Raw genomic sequence first — 16,936 nt, forward strand, 5'->3', positions numbered from 1 at the left:
GATCCGCGCCGTCAGGCCACCGTGCCACCGGGCGGGCCCACGTCACTCTCCGAGGCGCTCGGCGGGTCGACGGGGCCACCGGAGGCGGACGCGCTCGCGCTGGTGGTGGTGTCCGGCGGCGTGGGGTCGTCGGTCGGGTCGTCCGTCGGATCGTCGGTGGGATCGTCCGTCGGGTCGTCCGTCGGATCGTCGGTCGGGTCGTCGGTGGGATCGTCCGTCGGGTCGTCCGTGGGGTCGTCGGTCGGGTCGTCCGACGGTGTCGGCTTGGGGGACTTGGACGGGGACGACGTCGGGTCGTCCGGCTTCTTCGTCCCGGTCGGCCCGTCCGACGGCACCGCGCTGTTCGAGGGGGTCGGGTCGTCCGCGGTGCCGTAGGTGCCGTCGGGGCCCGGGTCCGTCGGCTCGGGCACCGTGCCCGGTTCGTCTGTGTCGCCGCCCTGCTTGGCCCGGTCGGCGTCGAGCCCGTCGTCGCCCACGCCCTCGCTCACCGACGGGTTCACCCCCACCCGCTCGGCCGGGGTCTCCCCGTTGCCGTCGGAGGTCGCGCCGAGGGTCACGACGGTGCCGAAGACGGCGGCGAGCAGCGCGCCCGCTCCGACGGCCACCAGGTTGCGCCGGGCGCCGCTGATGACACCCATGAGGCCGCCGGCCTTGTGCACGGGCGACGCGCCGATGCCGGGCCGGTGTGTGACGAGCGTCGTGTCGGGGGTCGGGGGCGGCCCGCCCAGCCCGGTCGCGCCGAAGGCCGCCGGTACATAGCCGGAGGGCACGCCCCCGGGCGGTGAGGCAGACTCCTCGTGCCGGGCGTCCGGCACCTCCTCCCCCGCGGCCGTACGCACGCCGGGCGGTGTCGCCCCGGAGCGGTCGGCGACGAGGGCGAGGGCCCTGCGGCCCGCGACCGTGCCGCGCTTGTCGGCGAGGACACCGCGCAACCCGATGGACGCCTCCAACTCGGCACGGGCCCGCTCCGGCTGCCCGGCGCAGAGCGCGAGGACACCCAGCTCGTGGTGGAAGTAGGCCTGTTCGCCGGTCTCCTCCGCCAGCCGGGCCGCCTCCGCGCCGGACCTGAGCGCCCCTTCCCAGGCACTCCAGGACAGCCCGGCCGCGAACGCGGGCGCCGCCTGGCGGGCGAGCTGCACCGCGACGCTCTCCTCACCCTCGCCGGGCGGGACCGTGGCGGGCACGAGCGCGGTCAGGGTGGCCAGTACGGCGTCCGCCTCGGCCGAGACCCGCTCGGGCGTGACCGAGGGGTGTCCGGCCCACCAGGCGTAGTGCCGGGCGGCGCTGCTGGCGCGCGACTCGACGTCGTCGGCGTACCCGGCGGCCTCCAGTTGGGTCCGCACGCCGGCCGCGAGCCGGTAGCGGGACCCGACCGGTGTCACCAGGGCGCACCCGACCAGTTCACCGAGGGCCGCGTCGGCGTGGGTGTCGCCGACCAGTGCGGGCAGATGGGCCTGGTGCGGTACCTCCCCGCCGAGCGCGACGGCGAACCGCAAGGTCTCGCGGGCCGAGTCGCTGAGCCGGGACGCGAGCAGCGCGGCGGGCGCGGCGCCCTCGGCGAGCGACGGCAGCGGTGGGTCGTGCTCGTCCGCGAGGGAGTCGAAGAACGCGTCGAGCGGCGGCGCGTCCTCGTAGACCCCGAACTCGTCGACGGCGCCGGCGCCGGCCCGGAGCCGGTCCCGCTGCCTGAGCAGCGCACCGGCCTGGGTGAACCGCAGCGGCAGCCCCTCGGACTCGAACCAGAGGTCACCGGCCCAGTTGGACTCCTCCTCGCTGAGCGCCCGCCCGACGGCGCGCTCCAGCAACCGCTCGCTCCCGGCTCGGTCGAAGCCACCGAGCACGATCTCTTCCAGCGGCGCGTCGGCGGACGGCAGCGGGGTGTCGGGGGTGGCGGCGATCAGGAACGCGCACTCGGGGGTCGCGTCGAGCAGCTCGTCGAGCGCGGCGCCGCCGAACTCGAGATCGTCCAGGACTACGACGGCGCCGATGTCCCGCACGATGTCGAGGATCTGCCGCTGGGCCGGCCGGAACAGCGGTGTGCTGTACACAGATGCGAACAGCTCGTACAGCAGGTCGTCGACCGAGCGCCGGAAGCCGCTGAGCCGTACGACGCCGTCGGGGGCGAGGTCGGCGCAGTCCTCGGCCACCGCGTCGAGGAGTGTGGTGCGACCGGAGCCGGGGGCTCCGGTGAGGCGGACGGAGCGGCCGCGCGCGAGGAGCCGTACGAGCCGCGCTCTCTCCTCGTCGCGCTGGAGCGGGGGCAGCCGGGGCAGCGAGGGGCCCGGAGGCACCGGCGGCCGGGCGGCGCGGTCGATCTCGGCGCGCTCGGCGGGCAGGTGTTTGACGGGCGGACCAGGCAGTTCGCTCGGCGGGCAGTTCTCTATCTCGCTGCCGTCGACGGGGTTGACGGTGAGCAGGAGGTCGCCCGAGACAAGCTGGACGGTGCGGGCGAGTGACGGTGCGTGCTGGGCGAAGTCCTGCGTCAGGGCATCACGGGGCGGCCGCTTGCTCGGCGCCCGTCCGTCGTCGTGGCCGTACTGCTCGGGTCCCCGGTTGGTCGGGTCCATCGGTTCTAGCCCCCCAAAAGCGTCTCGTGTGCTGGAGCCCCTCCCGGCCTTGTCGCACACCGCGCTGTCGCTTCTGGTCCGGAGCCCGCTCGAGGGTAGCTGGCAGCGGGCAGCCGAACCCTAAACCTTCGCACAGTATCTCCGACAGTCCGGGGTCCCACGCCGTCCGAGACATCACAGTCTCGTGAGGATTGCGCGCATGGTGCGTTTCGCCCTCATGGTTCCCACGATCCTCGTGGCTCCCATGGCGACCGGAAGCGACCATGCCGACCGGGTGTCCCGCACACACCGAGCCATACGTACGGGCCCGCACGCGCGTTCACACTCTGGGCAGGGATTCCAGTCCGATACCGCCCTCGATCGCCAGGATCCGGTGCAGCCGGGTGGCCACGAGCAGCCGCTGCATCTGCGGCGGCACATCGCGCAGCACCAGCCGCCGTCCGCACCGTCCCGCCCGCCGGTGGGCTCCCATGATCACCCCGAGTCCGGTGGCGTCCCAGGAGTCCAGCTCTGACAGGTCGAGCACCAGGTCGCCGGCTCCGTCGTCGACGGCCGAGTGCAGGACCGTACGGGCGTCCGCCGCGCTGCGTACGTCGAGGCGGCCCCCGACGACCAGCTCGGCGTGGTCGCCCCTGATGTACATAAGCGCTCCCCGTGAGTGCGTCTCGTACTCCGTGATGTGGGTGATGCAACGTCTGACGGCTTTTGACACCCTCAGGTTGCCGTCTGTGAGCGAACCGATACCGAATTCACCTCAAGGGGTGAGACCCGAGAGGCTCATGCGTTCACATGCGTGGGAAGTGCCGCTCGTGACACGCGCGTCGGCGTCAGTACGAGTAGAAGCCCTGCCCGCTCTTGCGTCCGATGTCACCGGCGTCCACCATCCGGCGCATCAGCTCCGGAGGGGCGAACTTCTCGTCCTGGGACTCGGTGTAGATGTTGCTGGTGGCGTGCAGCAGGATGTCGACGCCGGTGAGGTCGGCCGTGGCCAGCGGTCCCATCGCGTGACCGAAGCCCAGCTTGCAGGCGAGGTCGATGTCCTCGGCGGTGGCGACGCCCGACTCATAGAGCTTCGCGGCCTCGACGACGAGGGCGGAGATGAGACGGGTCGTCACGAAGCCGGCGACATCGCGGTTGACGACGATGCAGGTCTTGCCGACCGACTCGGCGAACTCCCGCGCGGTGGCGAGTGCCTCGTCGCTCGTCTTGTAGCCGCGGACCAGTTCGCAGAGCCGCATCATCGGCACCGGCGAGAAGAAGTGCACGCCGACGACCCGCTCGGGCCGCTCGGTGGCCGCCGCGATCTTGGTGATCGGGATGGCGGAGGTGTTCGAGGCGAGCACGGTGTCGTCGCGGACGATCTTGTCGAGGGTCCGGAAGATCTCGTGCTTCACTTCGAGCTTCTCGAAGACGGCCTCGACGACGATGTCCGCGTCGGCCGCCGCGTCGAGGTCGGTGGTGGCGGTGATCCGCCCCAGCGCCGCCTCGGCATCCTCGGCCGCCAGCTTCCCCTTGCCCACGAACTTGTCGAACGACGCCGTGATGCCGCCGATGCCACGGTCCAGCGCCTCGTCGGTGACGTCGCGCAGGACGACGTCCCAGCCCGCCTGCGCGGACACCTGGGCGATACCGGACCCCATGAGCCCGGCTCCGATGACGGCGAGCTTCCGTGCCACTGTGCGACTCCCCTGGTACGCGCTGTCGATGACTGACCTCTCGGCCGGACACTAGCGCTCACGAGCGGCTGTGTGAGCGCTTAGTAACGCGAGTCACGTCTCAAAGGACGGACATCACACCGGCGACACTCACTTGAAGGGTCGTACGGCGTAGTTGAGCACCTTCTCGCTCAACAGGCCCTCCATGTCGTCCAGGAGAAGAAGCACCTCTCGGGACACTTCGTCCGGATTGCGCCCGGCGAGCATCTCGCGCCCGATGACGGCCATCACCGTCTGGTGGACCCAGTTGATCTGACCGGCGATCAGGGTCGGGAGGGGTAGCCGGCAGGGGCGCCGGCCTCCTCTCCGAGGGCAGCCTCCAGGTTGTCCTGGACCTCCTGCTGGATGCTCCACAGTCAGGACCGCAGGGCGGGGCGCCTCGTGGACCTCTCGGGACTGATGCTCCCGATGTCACTGGCCCCCGGCTGGCTGGACGTCCTGTCGCACCTCGTCCCGTTCCGCTATCTGGTGGACGCGGTGCGGGACGCGTACGTCGGCGCGTACGCCACCCCGACCATGCTGTACGGCGTCCTGGTGGCCGTCGGCCTCACGGCGCTCCCCGTGACGGTGGGCACACGTGTCCTCCGGACGGCCGGGGCGTAACTACGCTGGTCGCATGGTCAATCTGACGCGCATCTACACCAGGACCGGCGACCAGGGCACCACCAACCTCGGCGACATGAGCCGGGTGCCCAAGACCGATCCGCGGATCTCGGCGTACGCGGACGCCAACGAGGCCAACGCGGCGATCGGGACGGCGATCGCGCTGGGCGGGCTGGAGGAGGAGATCGTCAAGGTCCTCGTCCGGGTCCAGAACGATCTGTTCGACGTGGGCGCCGACCTCTCCACACCCGTCGTGGAGAACCCCGAGTTCCCGCCGCTGCGGGTCGAGCAGTTCTACGTCGACAAGCTGGAGGCGGACTGCGACCGCTTCAACGGGGAGCTGGAGAAGCTGCGCTCCTTCATCCTGCCCGGCGGCACCCCCGGCGCGGCCCTGCTGCACCAGGCCTGCACGGTCGTACGCAGGGCCGAACGCTCGACCTGGGCGGCCCTCGAGGTCCACGGCGAGACGATGAACCCCCTCACCGCGACCTACCTCAACCGCCTCTCCGACCTCCTGTTCATCCTCGCGAGGACGGCGAACAAGGAGGTCGGGGACGTCTTGTGGGTGCCCGGCGGGGAACGGTAGCCGCTTTCGGCCGCGCTCACGCACTGCGGCTCAGCCACCGCCCGCCGTTCCGCGAGCCCGCTGGTAGAGACCCGTGGCGATGAGGACTCCCCCTACGCACATCATCACCAGGCCTACCTTGGTCAGGGTGACGACCGGGACCTCCACCCCCTCGGTGAAAAGCCACAGCACCAGGCCGATCACGAAGGTGCCGGCCCCTTCCACCAGGTTCCTCGTCGCCCGCCCGGCGGCCCTGTCCATCGTGCCGCTCATCGTCCGACCCGGTCCTTCGCGTACCCGGAGCCCCGGTCCTCGTCCTTCCGGCCGTCCGGTTCCTTCTTCGGCCAGATCGTGTAGGCGAGGGCCACCAGGCCGTGGATGCCCGCGACCCTGAGCGCGATCCACTGGAACGACCGCAGCGAGTCGATGTCGCCGTCGTCGCCGACGTACCAGACGGCCGCCTGGAGCAGCGCAAGCGCCACCCCGGTCGCCACCAGCGTCCGCGTCCACAGCCTGCCCTCGTGGCGGGCCCTGGCCAGGCCGTACTTCGGCGGCCCCACCGGCTTGGGCCCGCCCGCCAGGCGATGCGCCGCGTGGCCGTCCAGCCAACGGATCATGTAGTGGCCGTAGCCCACGGTGAAGCCGATGTAGAGCGCCGCCACGCCGTGCTCCCAGCTCGGCTCGGCGCCGTTCTTCAGGTCGATCGCGGTCACGACGAACAGCACCAGCTCCAGCACGGGCTCGCAGAGCAGCAGCACGACACTGGCCCGGCGCCGGTTCAGTAGGTAGCGGACGGCCAGGGCGAGTGCCAGCAGTACCCAGAAGCCGACCTCGCAGGCGATGATCAACGCGACGATCACGATGCGCTCCTCTCGTTCACCCTCCCAGACTCCCGGCAACCCGCCCCCGGTGCGTCGTCGGCGGTGACGAACCCGCCGTACATCGAAAGATGCAGTCAGGACCGTTCGCGAGCACAAGGCGGCGGGGGCCCGTCCCGTGTTGGATGGAGGACATGCCCGTACGACCGCCCCGCCCGCACCGCTTCGACCTGTACGCCGCCCTCGCCGGGCTGCTCGGCGGACTGCTGCTGTGGGCCCTGGGCCTCGACACCCGCACGGCCCGCGACGGGATCGTGGTGCTCGAGGACCACTGGTGGGTCCTGCCACCCCTCGTCGCGACGGCCGGCTGCGAGGCGCTGCGCCGCGTCATGCCGCGCACGGCCCTGCTGGTCGGATGGGCCGCGCTGACCCTGGACACCATCACCCAGGGCAACCTGATCACAGTCCTGATGTTCACCGACCTGGTCTACGCGGCCGTGCTGTACGGCCCGCCCGCCACGGCCCGCCGGGTGCCCTGGATCTCCGGACTGGTGACCGTCGCCTTCACCGTGGTCCCGATCGCGGCCTTCCGGAAGCCGGAGGCGCTGCTGATCGGGGTGGTCGTCGGCCTGGTCTCCCTGACGCCCGCCATCACCGGCTGGATCGTCCGCAACCACCGCGACGCCGCCGAGGCCGCGAGGCTGCGCGCCGAGCAGACCGCGTTGCTCGCCGAGATGGACCGCAGCCAGGCCGTGGTCGCCGAACGGGCTCGTATGGCACGGGAGTTGCACGACATGGTCGCCAATCACCTCTCGGCGATCGCGATCCACTCCACGGCCGCGCTCTCCCTCGACGACCCGGGCACCTCCACGCAGGCCCTTCGAGTCATCCGCGAGAACAGCGTGGAGGGGCTCGCCGAGATGCGGCGGCTGATCGGCATCCTGCGGGATTCGAGCGACGACACCGAGCCGTCCGTCGCGCCCACGCTCGACGGACTCGGCACGCTCGTCGACGGAGCCCGCACCAACGGGCTCGACGTCACCCTGGACGCCGACCACGGCGACACCCTCCCCGCCCCCGTCGAACTGGCCGCCTACCGCATCGTCCAGGAGTCGTTGACCAACGCCCTGAAGCACGCCGGCCCCGGCCGGGTCACGGTGGCCCTGCACCAGGCGGACGGTTCCCTCGCCATCGCCGTGACCAGCCCGTACGGCGACCGGGACGGCCCGAGCGCGCCCGGTTCGGGCGCGGGCCTGGTGGGCATGCACGAGCGCGTCGCGCTGCTGAACGGCACCTTCGAAGCAGGCCCCACGGTGGATCCGGCGGCGGCCGGGGGCAAGAGCTGGGCCGTACGCGTCACCCTTCCCGTCACCGAAGGAGAACCCGCATGATCCGCGTCCTCGTCGCCGAGGACCAGTCCGCCGTACGGGCGGGGCTGGTCCTCATCCTGGGCAGTGCGCCGGACATCGAAGTGGTCGGTGAGGCGGCGGACGGCGAGCGGGCGGTGGCGCTCGCACGGGAGCTGCGGCCGGACCTGGTGCTGATGGACGTCCAGATGCCCAGGCTGGACGGGGTGTCGGCGACCCGGCAGGTGGTCTCCGAGGGCCTGGCCGATGTGCTCGTGCTCACCACCTTCGACCTCGACGAGTACGTCTTCGGGGCGCTGCGGGCGGGCGCCTCCGGGTTCCTGTTGAAGAACACGGAGGCGAAGGACCTGATCGAAGCGGTACGGACGGTGGGGCGCGGCGAGGGGCTGATCGCGCCGACGGTGACCCGGCGGCTGATCGCCGAGTTCGCCGGCCGGACCGTGCGCGCGCCCTCGGTCGATCCGGCGGTCCTCGACACCCTGACCCGCCGTGAGCGGGAGGTGCTCTCTTGTCTGGGCGAAGGGCTGTCGAACGCGGAGATCGCGGCCCGGCTGGACATGGCCGAGGCGACGGTGAAGACGCACGTCAGCCGCCTGCTGGGGAAGCTCGATCTGCGCAGCCGGGTACAAGCGGCCGTACTGGCCCGGGAGTTGGGGGTCTGATCGCGGGCTGCCGTCCCCGGGGGGCCCGGCGTGAGCGCATTGGTCCAGACCCATTGACCTCTGGTCCAGACCTTTCTATATTCGGCCGCACCGCGCCACGTCATGCTCATGCTGAAGACATCCCACAAGGAGGCGCACATGCGCTTCAGGCACAGAGCCATAGCGGGCTTCGCCGCCCTCCTCCTCCCCCTCGCCGGGCTGGTCGGTCTCGCCACCCCCGCGCAAGCGGCCACGGCGGCGACCGCCACCTACGCCAAGACCCAGGACTGGGGCACCGGCTTCGAAGGCAAGTGGACCGTCAAGAACACCGGGACGACCACGATCAGCTCCTGGACGGTCGAGTGGGACTTCCCCTCCGGCACGTCCGTCACCTCGGCGTGGGACGCCGACGTCACCTCCTCCGGCACCCACTGGACCGCGAAGAACAAGGCCTGGAACGGCACCCTCGCGCCAGGCGCCTCCGTCTCCTTCGGTTTCAACGGGAGCGGCTCAGGCTCCCCGGCCAACTGCGCGCTGAACGGCACAAGCTGCGACGGCGGCCCGTCCGTCCCCGGTGACGCGGCACCCTCCGCCCCCGGCACCCCGACCACGTCGAACATCACCACCACCTCGGTCCGGCTGAGCTGGAGCGCGGCCACCGATGACAAGGGCATCAAGAACTACGACGTCCTGCGCGGCGGCACCAGGGTCGCCACCGTCGCCGGCACCACCTACACGGACACCGGCCTGGCCGCCGGCACGGACTACTCGTACGCCGTCCGGGCCCGCGACACCGCCGACCAGACCGGCCCGGTGAGCGGCGCCGTCACCGTCCGCACGACCGGCGGCACCGAACCGAACCCCGGCTCGAGGATCAACCTCGGCTACTTCACCGAATGGGGTGTCTACGGCCGCGACTACCACGTGAAGAACCTGGTGACCTCGGGCTCCGCCGCGAAGATCACGCACATCAACTACGCCTTCGGCAACGTCAAGAACGGTCAGTGCACGGTCGACGACACCTATGCCGCCTACGACAAGGCCTACACCGCCGACAAGTCCGTCAGCGGCACCGCCGACACCTGGGACCAGCCGCTGCGCGGCAACTTCAACCAGCTCCGCCAGCTCAAGGCCAAGTATCCGCACATCAAGGTCCTGTACTCCTTCGGCGGCTGGACCTACTCCGGCGGCTTCGGCCAGGCCGCGCAGAACCCGGCCGCCTTCGCCAGGTCCTGCAAGGCCGTCGTGGAGGACCCGCGCTGGGCCGATGTCTTCGACGGCATCGACATCGACTGGGAGTACCCGAACGCCTGCGGTCTGACCTGCGACACGAGCGGGCCCGCCGCCTTCAGGAACCTCATGTCCGCCCTGCGTACCGAGTTCGGCGCGAACTACCTGGTCACCGCCGCGATCACCGCCGACGGCTCCTCCGGCGGCAAGATCGACGCGGCGGACTACGGCGGCGCCGCGACCCATCTGAACTGGTACAACGTGATGACGTACGACTACTTCGGCGCCTTCGACGCGGACGGCCCGACCGCCCCGCACTCGCCGCTCACCGCGTACCCCGGCATCCCGGCGGCGGGCTTCAACTCCGCCGACGCCATCGCCAAGCTGAAGTCGAAGGGCGTCCCCGCCTCGAAGCTGCTGCTCGGCATCGGCTTCTACGGCCGCGGCTGGACCGGCGTCACCCGATCCGCTCCCGGAGGCTCGGCGGCCGGCGCGGCCGCCGGCACCTATGAGGCGGGCATCGAGGACTACAAGATCCTCAAGAACTCCTGCCCGGTCACCGGCACCATCGCCGGCACGGCGTACGCGCACTGCGGCACCAACTGGTGGAGCTACGACACCCCGTCCACCATCGCCGGAAAGATGACCTGGGCGAAGAGCCAGGGCCTGGGCGGCGCGTTCTTCTGGGAGTTCAGCGGCGACACGAGCAAGGGAGAGCTGGTGAACGCGATCAGCAACGGACTCAAGTAGACCGGCTACCGGCTGAAGCAGTCGACCGTCGAAGGATCAGGCTCAGTGACGCTGCCCCGGACTTCGTCCGGGGCAGCGTCACGTGAGGCAACCGGTCATCACTTCGCCCCTTTTCCGTTCATCCGATGACGGTGAAGCCATGTCTGTCGCCGAGCCGGGCCAAGGAGTCCCTGCCCGGTACCCCGTCGGCGTCACTGCCCCGGTACGAGCCGCCTGCTCTGCTGCGCTGCCATGCGGCGTAGGCCGCGAGGGTCCGGGTCCCGAACGAGCCGTCCACATACTCGTGTTCCAACAGCCCCTCGGCGGCGAGCGCCTCCTCCACCAGGCGGACGTCCCTCGGATACGTGCGGTGACGGCCGGGTGCCGGGGGGTCCTCCTTGGCGGCCGCCACGACCCGAGCGAGGCTCACCCCCGGACGGGTTCCACCCTGATTGCCGGTGCCCGTTCCCAGGGACAGAACCTTCGCGGTGTCGATCGCTCCCGGATCACCATGGTCGTTGCCGGGTATGTGACAGTGGCCGAAGTGTCCGCCCTCGGACTGCCACACCGAGCGGGTGCGGGCCGACGAGCCTTTGGGGTACGGCACGGGAGGGCCCATCGGCCAGTCGTCCGGCACTCCCCAGGAGCGGATGGCGGCCCGAATCCGCTGCCATCCCGGCTTCTCCCGTGGGTCCCAGGCATCGGTCCAGGGCGTGGAGGCGCGCCCGAGGACCTCGATCTGGACACAGACCAGGCCCTCTCGATTCGTACGACGAGAACCGTCGTTGCGCAGGGCGCGGGCCGAGTGGTGCAAGGGGCCGAACTGGCCGACGCGATCGGTGACGGGGCAGTACACGAGGTGCGGTTCGGCGGCCACTTCGATCAGGTACGACGCCACCGCCTCCAGGTACTTCCCTCCGGCCGGGGACTCGGTGGTGTGGTGAACCACCCGGGGCGGATTGCGGGGCGTGTCCATCGGGCCGCCGATCACTCCGTCACCGAACCGGATGACGGCATCGATCCACACCGTGCCCGGGTCCCGGACGGTGAGCGGAACCTCGCCGGTGATCGCGCCGGCCCCGTCCCGTTCCTGCCCGAAAACGTGGGCGGGCGGTGCCGGGGCCCGGGGGCGTACCAAGGGCGGGGCGGTGTCGACGGGCTGGTACCAGTCCAGGTCGCCGTCCGCGCGCAGGACGAACACCGAGCCGGGACGGCCCGGATGCTCGACGACGTGGTGGGGCGTGGCGGGCAGAGCGGCCATGGCTCGCACGGTCCGCAGATGGTCCGTGCCGACGGTGCCGCAGTAGGTGACGGACCGATCGGCGTGGACGACTGCGGCGTGGAAGGACCTCATCTCGGAATCCCGGCGCATCAGATGCTGGGCGCGGCGAACCGCGTGTACGTCAAGCCGTTGCTGGTGCCGGCGGGTGTGGTCACCGTGACGGGGACCGGCCCGGGGGGGCCGGTCGGAACAACGGCCGTGATCTGCGTCGGTGAGGCCACGATGAACGACGCCGAGAGGGCACCGAAGTGGACTGCGGTGGCGGTCGCGAGATCGCTGCCCGTCAGCGTGACGATCGTAAAGGTGTCCGTCGGCCCCAAGGCAGGCACGAGGGAGACGAGCACGGGAGCGTTGAGGTAGACGTAGTCGACGGGGTTGCTGGTGCCGCCGGGGGTGGTCACCGTGACCGCCACGGCGCCCGCCGCATGGGCGGGAGCCACCGCCGTGATCTGCGTACCGCTGTCGACGGTGAACGACGCCGCCGCCACCCCGCCGAACTGCACCGCCGTCGCGGCAAGGAGGTCGCTGCCGGTGAGTGTGACCGCGGTGCCGCCCGCCGTGGGTCCGGAGGGAGGCGCGAGGACCGTCAGCAGGGGCTGCGCGGCGTAGAAGAAGAACGCGTTGGGATCGGCGGCGCTGCTGGTGCCGCCGGGGGTGGTCACCGTGACGGCCACGGCGCCGGCCGCATGGGCGGGAGCCACCGCCGTGACCTGCGTACCGCTGTTGACGGTGAAGGACGCCGCCGCCACCCCGCCGAACCGCACCGCCGTCGCACCGGAGAAGTTCGCGCCCGTCAGCGTCACCGTCGTCCCCCCGGCCACCGGGCCCTGATTCGGCGACACGCCGGTGACCGAGGGAGTGGCGATGTAGGTGAAGGTGAGCGCGTTGCTGGTGCCACCGGGGGCGGTCACCGTGACCGCCGCGGCGCCGGCCGCATGGGCGGGAGCCACCGCCGTGATCTGCGTACCGCTGTTGACGGTGAAGGACGCCGCCGCCACCCCGCCGAACTGCACCGCCGTCACACCGGAGAGATTCGCGCCCGTCAGCGTCACCGTCGTGCCCCCGGCCACCGGGCCTTGGTTCGGCGACAGGCCCGAGAGGGAGGGGGTTGTGACGTAGGTGAACAGCGCCGCCTGGGAGCTCGTGCCCTGGTTGGTGCTGACGGTGACGTTCACGGTGCCTAGGCCCGAGGGCGTGACCGCCGTGATCTGGGTGGAACTGTCGACGGTGTACGACGTGGCCGGCTTGGCTCCGAACCGGACGTTGGTCACTCCTGTGAAACCGGATCCGGTCACGGTGACCGTCGTACCACCCAAGGTCGATCCCTGGTTGGGACTGACCGAAGAGACCACAGGGGGAGCCATGGCTGTACTCCTTCCGCTGGAACGGGGTTGAGGAGGCGGCCACGTCGCGGCGCGGCCACGTCGCGGCGTGGCCGCGGGGGGGTTCGAGCCCGTCCGGGCGGAGGGGGGACTGCCGCCCGGACGGGTGTTCCTCGGCCTCCCTGTGTCACGGAGGCGCTGGGACCGGTCAGATACCGGGGCCGGCGACGTAGGTGAAGCCGCCGACCGCGGTGGCCGATCCCGCGGGGTTGGTCAGGACCACGTCGACCGCTCCCGCGGTACCGGGCGGAGTGACCGCGGACAGCGTCGTCGAGTTGATCACCGAGAACGGCGCCGGGACGCCGTCGAAGGTGACCGAGTCCGTGCTGTCCAGGTTGGTGCCGGCGATGGTCACCGCCGTCCCACCCGAGGTCGGACCCTCGTCCGGGGCGATGGTCCCGATCGTGGGGGTGTCGACGTAGGTGTAGCTGAGGCCGTTGTTGGTGCCGCCCGCGGTGGTGACGCTCACCGACACCGGCCCGGCCGCAGCGCCCGCCGGCACGGTGACGCTGAGAGAGCTGTCACTGGTCACGGTCGGCGTGGCGGTGACCCCGCCGAAGGACACACTGGTGGCCGTCGACAGGCCGGTACCGTTGAGGGTGATGGTGTTGCCGCCGGCCAGCGGCCCGGAGTTGGCGCCCAGGGACGACTTGAACGGGGCGCCGATGTAGAAGAACGACAGCGGGTTGCTGGTCCCGCCCGGGGTGGTCACCGTGACGCCGACCGTGCCGGTCCCCGAGGGGGAGACGGCGGTGACCTGCGTCGGGGAGACGTTGGTGATGCTCGTGGCGGACTTGCTGCCGAACTTCACGTCGCTGGTGTTGGACAGGTTGGTGCCGGTGATCGTCACCGGGGTCCCGCCCCCGGTGGAACCCTGATTGGGAGAGATAGGCATGAGGAAGCTCCTCGCTGGTTGATGGGGACATGCGAGAAACCGGCAGGAGCGGCCAGCCATCGACTGAGACGTCCTCAGGAGGGGACCCGCCGACGGGACGCACGTCGACCTCTGCCCGACTCCTTGATGCGGCGAGCACTGAGCAACAGCGCGTCCGCCCCCGGGTGAACGAACCCACACAGGCGCCCTCGCCCGCCCGGCCGAGCGGACAAGCAGCCTCCGCCATCTCCTCTGGGCAAGGAAAAACCGGCAAGCGCTGCCTGATCGAACGTTCCCCCGGCTCGGGGATGGGCAGCCCGCCGGTTCACACTCTTAGTGACCCACGCATCCAATCGAGTGACAAGACATCGTCCCCCACATCACCCGAAAGGAGTAATGTTTCGTTCCTTTCCCTAGCTTCGTTTCCTTCTGCCGACCCGGACGGCCAAGCTCCGGGCGCCCCGGGGCCTGGCCGGCCGCCGTTACGCCGCGCAGCCGGGGACTCCGGGCGGCGGTGCGCAGTTGTCCGGGGTGTTGTTCACGACGGGCGTTCCGGTCAGGACGACCGAGCCGCCGCCCCGGAAGATCCCACCGCCCTGGCCACCCGCGACATTGTTGGTGACCCTGCCGCCGATCAGGATGGACGTGCCTGCCTGCTGGTAGAGACCGCCGCCGTCGAGGCTGCTTTCGTTGTCGTCCACGATGGTGCTCTGCAGTCGCAGGGCGCTTCCGGAGTTGGCGATGCCTCCGCCGTACGAGGCGGTCTGGTTCCCCGTCACGAAAACGCCGTTCAGGGTGAGGGGACCTTGCCCCGTATAGATGCCGCCACCCTCGAAGTTCTCGGTACGGTTGCCCCTGACTGCCGTGCCGTTGAGGACCGTGGTGCCGAAGTTGGCCAGCCCTCCACCGAGGAACGTCGCCTCGTTGCTCTGGATGGACCCTGCGGTCATGGTCAGCCGCGCGGAACCACCCACATGAACGCCTCCACCGTCACCGGCGCCGTTGTCGGACACGGTCGTGCCGGCGAGGCGCGCCGTCGCACCGGACGCGACCGCGATCCCTCCGCCTAGGACGGAAGCGGTGTTGCCCGTGATCCGGCTCGCGACCAGGGCGAGCGTCCCCTCGGTGAGGATGCCGCCGCCGACCGTGGCGGAGTCCCCGGTCGCGCTGCCGCCCGACACGGTGATCCCGCTGAGGGTGAGGTATCCCTGCGGAGCGACTTCGGCGATCCGGAACGGCGTGGATGACTGACGGGTGATCGTCACTTGACTACCGGTGACGGCGACGTTGCCGGTGATGGTCGGCAGCCCGTTGGCGCCACCCGGCACGGCCGGAGCAGTGAGCGCGTATGTGCATCCCGACGACAGCACGATACTTCCCCGCCCCCGTGCGTTCGCCTCGTTGATCTGCTCGATCAACTCCGCGATGTCCCCGCACGGCACCGCTCTCGCCTGGAGCGCGGGCGAAGACGCTGTGGCCGGTGTGGCAACAGCGGACACGGCTGCGCCCACCAGCGTGGCCACGGCCAAGATCCGAGTGTTCTTCCAGGACAGCACCGGTTCTCCCTTCGGTCGTTGTGGTTCAACCTGATCGGGAGCGCCGCCTCTCGGCACCCAGTGAGATCCGGACGGGTGAAGGAGTACGGCGGTGTGACCCAGCGGTCGCGGTGTCCCGCCAACGGTCGCGTCACGGATGTCACGGATGTCACTGCTGTGAGCTGAGGAAATCGGTGCGTGACAGCAACGGCAAGCGGTGCGAGCGATGGACCATTCGAGTGACATATGCGAGAACGCTCGCAACTGTCGGCGCGAGCGTGGGTTACTGAGATGGATCCGACCGGTGGGCGGCCCATTCTCACCGGGGGGTGCGGGAGTCGGACTGCCTGCCGCCTTTCTGCAGAGGCACAGGTGACCGCGCCGACATACCGCGATGGGCACCCCCGTGGAGAATTTGGATCCCGATCAGCCGACGCTGTTCGCGGCGCCGGCTGATCGGCAAGCTGATCCCGACCGCCGCCCCCGCCTCACACCCGGGCCGCGAGCCCGCCGCATTGAGGGCCGCAGGATTCCTAACCGGAGGCTACGCCACATTCACGCGCTGTCCGGGCGGGGCTGCCTCCAGCCACGCGAGGAAACCGGTCAGCGCGTCCTCGCTCATCGCCAGCTCCAGACGGGTCCCCCGGTGCAGACACGCGAGGATCACCGCGTCGGACAGCAGCGCCAGTTCCTCCTCGCCCTCGGGGGTACGCCGGCCGGCCACCTCGATCGACGCGCGCTCCAGGACGCGGCGGGGGCGGAGGGAGTACGAGAAGACGCGGTACCACTCGATCCGGTCGCCGTTGTAGCGGGCGACTCCGTAGCCCCAGCCCTTGCCGTTCTCGTCGTCGCCGGGTTTCTCGGGGGCGTTCCAGCGCAGACTGCAGTCGAAGGTGCCGCCGGAGCGCTGGATGAGACGGCGGCGCAGTCCGAAGACGAAGAGCCCCACCACCACGAGCGCGATCACCGACCCGCACACAGTCAGAGCGAGGACCATCGACACCGACCTCCTCGTCTCCTGGGTAAGGGAACTGCTAGGTAATGAAACGTAAAAAACACCCATATTTGCCTCAGCCGCGGCTGGGTCGGGATGAAACATCCAGACCCAGCCGCGGCTGAGGTACAGCATCACACGGCGTTCGCGCTCAGCGCGCACCCGCCGTACGCAGTCGTACATCCGCGCGGCGCTCGGCGGCGGCGTCGCCCTCCGCCTTCGCACGCTCCAGCTCGCGCTGGGCGCCCTGGACGTCGATCTCGTCGGCCAGCTCGGCGACCTCGGCCAGCAGGGACAGCTTGTTGTCCGCGAACGAGATGAATCCGCCGTGCACGGCGACGACGACGGTGCCGCCCTCACTCGTACGGATGGTCACCGGGCCCGACTCCAGCACACCGAGCAGCGGCTGGTGACCGGGCATGACGCCGATGTCGCCGGACGTGGTGCGCGCGACGACCAGAGTGGCCTCGCCCGACCAGACCTCTCGGTCGGCCGCGACCAGCGCGACGTGCAGCTCAGCAGCCAAGGTGGCTCCTCGGGTCACCACCCGGCGCCTCCGCCGGGTGTTGGGATCAATTCTAGAGGGAGTACAGAGGGGGGCGGGACGCACCCCATGAGGTGTGGTCTCGCCCCC

Annotated in this window: 15 protein-coding genes and 2 pseudogenes; 5 read left to right on the plus strand and 12 right to left on the minus strand. The window is 70.5% G+C overall.

What is annotated here, in order from left to right; genetic code table 11:
• Positions 1-11: 11 nt before the first annotated feature.
• The 4 genes and pseudogenes from ACFY9I_RS32060 to ACFY9I_RS32075 form a co-directional block, all read right to left on the minus strand.
• The gene (locus tag ACFY9I_RS32060; protein ID WP_391007928.1) at positions 12-2,567 is read right to left on the minus strand and encodes a PT domain-containing protein; all 2,556 of its coding nucleotides are present in this window, start codon (positions 2,565-2,567) and stop codon (positions 12-14) included.
• Positions 2,568-2,886: 319 nt separating this feature from the next.
• On the minus strand, positions 2,887-3,210 hold the full coding sequence (locus tag ACFY9I_RS32065) for an STAS domain-containing protein (RefSeq protein WP_033526497.1): 324 nt from the start codon (positions 3,208-3,210) through the stop codon (positions 2,887-2,889).
• A 184-nt stretch (positions 3,211-3,394) separates the two neighbouring features.
• Entirely contained in the window at positions 3,395-4,243 is an 849-nt protein-coding gene (locus ACFY9I_RS32070; RefSeq protein ID WP_391007930.1) for a 3-hydroxybutyryl-CoA dehydrogenase, read from the minus strand.
• Between the two features lie 129 nt (positions 4,244-4,372).
• Positions 4,373-4,638 (minus strand): annotated as a pseudogene (locus tag ACFY9I_RS32075) (TetR/AcrR family transcriptional regulator); the annotation flags it as partial.
• A 31-nt stretch (positions 4,639-4,669) separates the two neighbouring features.
• Here ACFY9I_RS32075 and ACFY9I_RS32080 point away from each other — a divergent pair.
• Positions 4,670-4,885: pseudogene (locus ACFY9I_RS32080) on the plus strand (ABC transporter permease); the annotation flags it as partial.
• 13 nt (positions 4,886-4,898) lie between these two features.
• Entirely contained in the window at positions 4,899-5,471 is a 573-nt protein-coding gene (locus tag ACFY9I_RS32085; protein WP_391007932.1) for a cob(I)yrinic acid a,c-diamide adenosyltransferase, read from the plus strand.
• A gap of 30 nt (positions 5,472-5,501) precedes the next feature.
• Here the strand turns inward: ACFY9I_RS32085 and ACFY9I_RS32090 are convergent, their stop codons facing one another.
• A complete protein-coding gene (locus tag ACFY9I_RS32090) occupies positions 5,502-5,711 on the minus strand; it encodes a DUF5708 family protein (protein ID WP_391008076.1) in 210 nt (69 codons plus the stop codon).
• Between the two features lie 8 nt (positions 5,712-5,719).
• Positions 5,720-6,310 carry a hypothetical protein gene (locus ACFY9I_RS32095; RefSeq protein WP_391007934.1) on the minus strand — a complete coding sequence of 197 codons (591 nt, stop codon included), beginning with the start codon at positions 6,308-6,310 and terminating at the stop codon, positions 5,720-5,722.
• Positions 6,311-6,462: 152 nt separating this feature from the next.
• Here ACFY9I_RS32095 and ACFY9I_RS32100 point away from each other — a divergent pair, with 152 nt between their 5' ends.
• The 3 genes from ACFY9I_RS32100 (at position 6,463) to ACFY9I_RS32110 (ending at position 10,256) form a co-directional block, all read left to right on the plus strand.
• On the plus strand, positions 6,463-7,659 hold the full coding sequence (locus tag ACFY9I_RS32100; protein ID WP_391007936.1) for a histidine kinase: 1,197 nt from the start codon (positions 6,463-6,465) through the stop codon (positions 7,657-7,659).
• Positions 7,656-8,297, plus strand: coding sequence for a response regulator (locus ACFY9I_RS32105; protein ID WP_391007938.1), 642 nt, complete (start codon positions 7,656-7,658; stop codon positions 8,295-8,297). Before ACFY9I_RS32100 ends, ACFY9I_RS32105 begins: the two co-directional genes overlap by 4 nt.
• Before the next feature lie 138 nt (positions 8,298-8,435).
• Positions 8,436-10,256 carry a glycosyl hydrolase family 18 protein gene (locus ACFY9I_RS32110; protein WP_391007940.1) on the plus strand — a complete coding sequence of 607 codons (1,821 nt, stop codon included), beginning with the start codon at positions 8,436-8,438 and terminating at the stop codon, positions 10,254-10,256.
• Between the two features lie 118 nt (positions 10,257-10,374).
• On the opposite strand, the gene ACFY9I_RS32115 is transcribed toward ACFY9I_RS32110, so the two are convergent.
• The 6 genes from ACFY9I_RS32115 to ACFY9I_RS32140 form a co-directional block, all read right to left on the minus strand.
• A complete protein-coding gene (locus ACFY9I_RS32115; RefSeq protein WP_391007942.1) occupies positions 10,375-11,589 on the minus strand; it encodes a peptidoglycan-binding protein in 1,215 nt (404 codons plus the stop codon).
• Positions 11,590-11,606: 17 nt separating this feature from the next.
• On the minus strand, positions 11,607-12,881 hold the full coding sequence (locus tag ACFY9I_RS32120; RefSeq protein ID WP_391007944.1) for an IPT/TIG domain-containing protein: 1,275 nt from the start codon (positions 12,879-12,881) through the stop codon (positions 11,607-11,609).
• Between the two features lie 166 nt (positions 12,882-13,047).
• Positions 13,048-13,794: an IPT/TIG domain-containing protein gene (locus tag ACFY9I_RS32125; protein ID WP_391007946.1), complete on the minus strand. Its 747-nt coding sequence runs from the start codon at positions 13,792-13,794 to the stop codon at positions 13,048-13,050.
• A gap of 461 nt (positions 13,795-14,255) precedes the next feature.
• Positions 14,256-15,296, minus strand: coding sequence for a right-handed parallel beta-helix repeat-containing protein (locus ACFY9I_RS32130; RefSeq protein ID WP_391008078.1), 1,041 nt, complete (start codon positions 15,294-15,296; stop codon positions 14,256-14,258).
• 556 nt (positions 15,297-15,852) lie between these two features.
• Positions 15,853-16,305, minus strand: coding sequence for a DUF2550 family protein (locus ACFY9I_RS32135; protein ID WP_391007948.1), 453 nt, complete (start codon positions 16,303-16,305; stop codon positions 15,853-15,855).
• A gap of 148 nt (positions 16,306-16,453) precedes the next feature.
• Positions 16,454-16,828: a F0F1 ATP synthase subunit epsilon gene (locus ACFY9I_RS32140; protein ID WP_230220410.1), complete on the minus strand. Its 375-nt coding sequence runs from the start codon at positions 16,826-16,828 to the stop codon at positions 16,454-16,456.
• Positions 16,829-16,936: the final 108 nt, after the last annotated feature.

This window comes from Streptomyces sp. NPDC012510, assembly GCF_042955065.1.
Taxonomy (GTDB): Bacteria; Actinomycetota; Actinomycetes; order Streptomycetales; family Streptomycetaceae; genus Streptomyces.

What these genes read in the sequence shown, in the direction of transcription:
- ACFY9I_RS32060 (WP_391007928.1), bottom strand. Translation starts at nt 2,567, where the DNA reads ATGGACCCGACCAACCGGGGACCCGAGCAGTACGGCCACGACGACGGA.
- ACFY9I_RS32065 (WP_033526497.1), bottom strand. Translation starts at nt 3,210, where the DNA reads ATGTACATCAGGGGCGACCACGCCGAGCTGGTCGTCGGGGGCCGCCTC.
- ACFY9I_RS32085 (WP_391007932.1), top strand. Translation starts at nt 4,899, where the DNA reads ATGGTCAATCTGACGCGCATCTACACCAGGACCGGCGACCAGGGCACC.
- ACFY9I_RS32090 (WP_391008076.1), bottom strand. Translation starts at nt 5,711, where the DNA reads ATGGACAGGGCCGCCGGGCGGGCGACGAGGAACCTGGTGGAAGGGGCC.
- ACFY9I_RS32100 (WP_391007936.1), top strand. Translation starts at nt 6,463, where the DNA reads ATGCCCGTACGACCGCCCCGCCCGCACCGCTTCGACCTGTACGCCGCC.
- ACFY9I_RS32105 (WP_391007938.1), top strand. Translation starts at nt 7,656, where the DNA reads ATGATCCGCGTCCTCGTCGCCGAGGACCAGTCCGCCGTACGGGCGGGG.
- ACFY9I_RS32110 (WP_391007940.1), top strand. Translation starts at nt 8,436, where the DNA reads ATGCGCTTCAGGCACAGAGCCATAGCGGGCTTCGCCGCCCTCCTCCTC.
- ACFY9I_RS32115 (WP_391007942.1), bottom strand. Translation starts at nt 11,589, where the DNA reads ATGAGGTCCTTCCACGCCGCAGTCGTCCACGCCGATCGGTCCGTCACC.
- ACFY9I_RS32120 (WP_391007944.1), bottom strand. Translation starts at nt 12,881, where the DNA reads ATGGCTCCCCCTGTGGTCTCTTCGGTCAGTCCCAACCAGGGATCGACC.
- ACFY9I_RS32125 (WP_391007946.1), bottom strand. Translation starts at nt 13,794, where the DNA reads ATGCCTATCTCTCCCAATCAGGGTTCCACCGGGGGCGGGACCCCGGTG.
- ACFY9I_RS32135 (WP_391007948.1), bottom strand. Translation starts at nt 16,305, where the DNA reads ATGGTCCTCGCTCTGACTGTGTGCGGGTCGGTGATCGCGCTCGTGGTG.